This window comes from uncultured Marinobacter sp., assembly GCF_963974375.1.
Classification (GTDB): Bacteria; Pseudomonadota; Gammaproteobacteria; order Pseudomonadales; family Oleiphilaceae; genus Marinobacter.
The window spans coordinates 1-1,909 of sequence record NZ_CAXBDN010000432.1 but is presented as its reverse complement, the minus strand read 5'-3'; the positions used below and the strand labels follow the sequence as shown (position 1 = coordinate 1,909).

The window sequence follows — 1,909 nt, the reverse complement described above, 5'->3', positions numbered from 1 at the left end:
CACCGGTGCTGGAGCCTACCTGGGCCAACACCTGCTACAGCCTGATCAGCCCGGACTATGGCATTTCAGTGGCCGGCGTGTACCAGATCCGCGATGGTGAAATCAAAGAGACCTCCGGTGGGCTGAGTGCCGGCGATGCCAGCCCGGCCACCCGTCGCCTGGAAGCGGAGTACGCGTTCGGCTGGTACAACGCCATTGCCCAGGACACCTGGGGCACCCGCAGCTGATGCTCCGTCCGGGTTATTGAATGAGCAACCTGTTTACGGACCATCTGAGCGCTGTGCTGTGGGCCGGGGCCCTGCTGGGTCTCGGCTATGGCCTGATCGCTCAGTGGAGCCGGTTCTGCATGCTGCGGGGTCTGGTGCATCAGTGGCAACAGGGGGATGGCCGGCGGCTGCGGGCTTTTGCCATGGCCATGGCAGTGGCGCTGATCAGCACCCAGCTGCTGGCCTGGTGGGCCGGCATCGACCTGTCCCGCACGCCCTACCATCCCAATGGCCTGCCAGTTCTGGCACTGCTGACCGGTGGGCTGTTGTTCGGCTATGGCATGACACTGGCCAATGCCTGTGGCGCGCGCTCTCTGGTGCTGCTGGCCAGCGGCAACCTGCGCTCGTTACTGGTGCTACTGACTCTGGGCATCACCGCCTACATGACCCTGTCCGGGGTCCTGGCGGGCAGCCGTATCTGGCTCGAAGACCTCTACCGGCTTACCCTGCCAGCGACTGATCTGACCGTCATCACCCTACCGACAGGACTGGATCCGGGCACCGGACGACTGGTGATCGGCGGCATCCTTGCGGTCGTATTACTGGCCTGGGCACTGGCCTCGGGCCCATTCCGGGCGTCACGCCGGGACTGGCTCGGCGGCCTCGTGATCGGACTGCTGGTGACCGCAGGCTGGTGGATCACCGGTGTGCTGGGAGCCGATGACTTTGACCCGGTACGACTGGCCTCGCTGACCTTTGTGGCACCGGTGGGCGACAGCCTGCAGTATCTGATGCTGTCCACCGGAACTTCCCTGAGATTCGGTGTCACAGTGATAGCCGGTATTCTGGCCGGCAGCCTGCTGATGTCGCTGGTTACCCGGGAGTTCCACTGGCAGAGCTTCATCAGCCCCCGGCAAACCGGGAGAGCGGTGGCAGGCGGTGCGTTGATGGGCTTCGGCGGTATACTGTCCATTGGCTGCACCCTTGGCCAGGGACTGAGCGGGTTTTCCACCCTCGCCATTTCAAGCCTGCTGGCACTTGCCGGCATAGTAGCTGGCACCTGGCTTGCGCTGCGCTTCAGTGGCAGCAGTGAGCCGTCTGCCTGACCAACTTTCTGCATCAGAGGTCGTTATGATGTCGCGAACCGGCTCCAGCCGAGCGCTGTTTTCACCGGGATCTCCGATCTACCGGCAATTGCTGATCACCCTGCTGGCTGCAGCCAGCCTGACGTTCAGCGGTCTGGCGACAGCCGATCAGCGTTGGCAGCGGGTGCCGGCCGTGACGGCCGCCCTGGATGGCAAGGAGCCCGTGACCCGGGGGCTGGCTCTGGAATTACCGCTGGTGGCGGAGGACGGTTCAGCGGTCAACCTTTCGGTGCGCTTTGAGGGCGATCTGGAAGACAGCGAATACATCCAGACCATCCGCCTGTTTGCGCCTGGCAACCCCCGGGCCGAAGTGGCGGACTACAGCCTTAGCCAGGTGACCGCCCCCGTCGCTGTCACCACCCGGGTCCGGCTCAGTGAATCCCAGCAGGTTGTGGCGCTGGCCTTTACCAATACCGGCCGTGCGTTTCTTGCCACCCGGGACGTGCGGGTTACGGTCAGTGGCTGCCTGATCGGCGGCGATGACGACACCCGGATGCAGATGGAAAACCCGCGGATCGCCTTCGGCGGCGAGGTCCGGGCCAACAACCCCGTGCTGGT

General features: G+C 64.5%; 3 protein-coding genes. All 3 read left to right on the top strand.

Annotation, left to right across the window (positions count from 1 at the left end; all coding sequences use genetic code 11):
• On the top strand, window positions 1–227 hold a 227-nt coding region (locus AAC035_RS21100; protein WP_339807084.1), incomplete at its 5' end, for an FCSD flavin-binding domain-containing protein.
• 20 nt (window positions 228–247) lie between these two features.
• A complete protein-coding gene (locus tag AAC035_RS21095; protein WP_339807083.1) occupies window positions 248–1,312 on the top strand; it encodes a YeeE/YedE family protein in 1,065 nt (354 codons plus the stop codon).
• A gap of 25 nt (window positions 1,313–1,337) precedes the next feature.
• Window positions 1,338–1,909, top strand: a 572-nt coding sequence (locus tag AAC035_RS21090) for a thiosulfate oxidation carrier protein SoxY (RefSeq protein ID WP_339807081.1), incomplete at its 3' end; no start/stop codon positions are given.

Coding starts and splice junctions, on each gene's coding strand:
- AAC035_RS21095 (WP_339807083.1), top strand. CDS start 248: ATGAGCAACCTGTTTACGGACCATCTGAGCGCTGTGCTGTGGGCCGGG.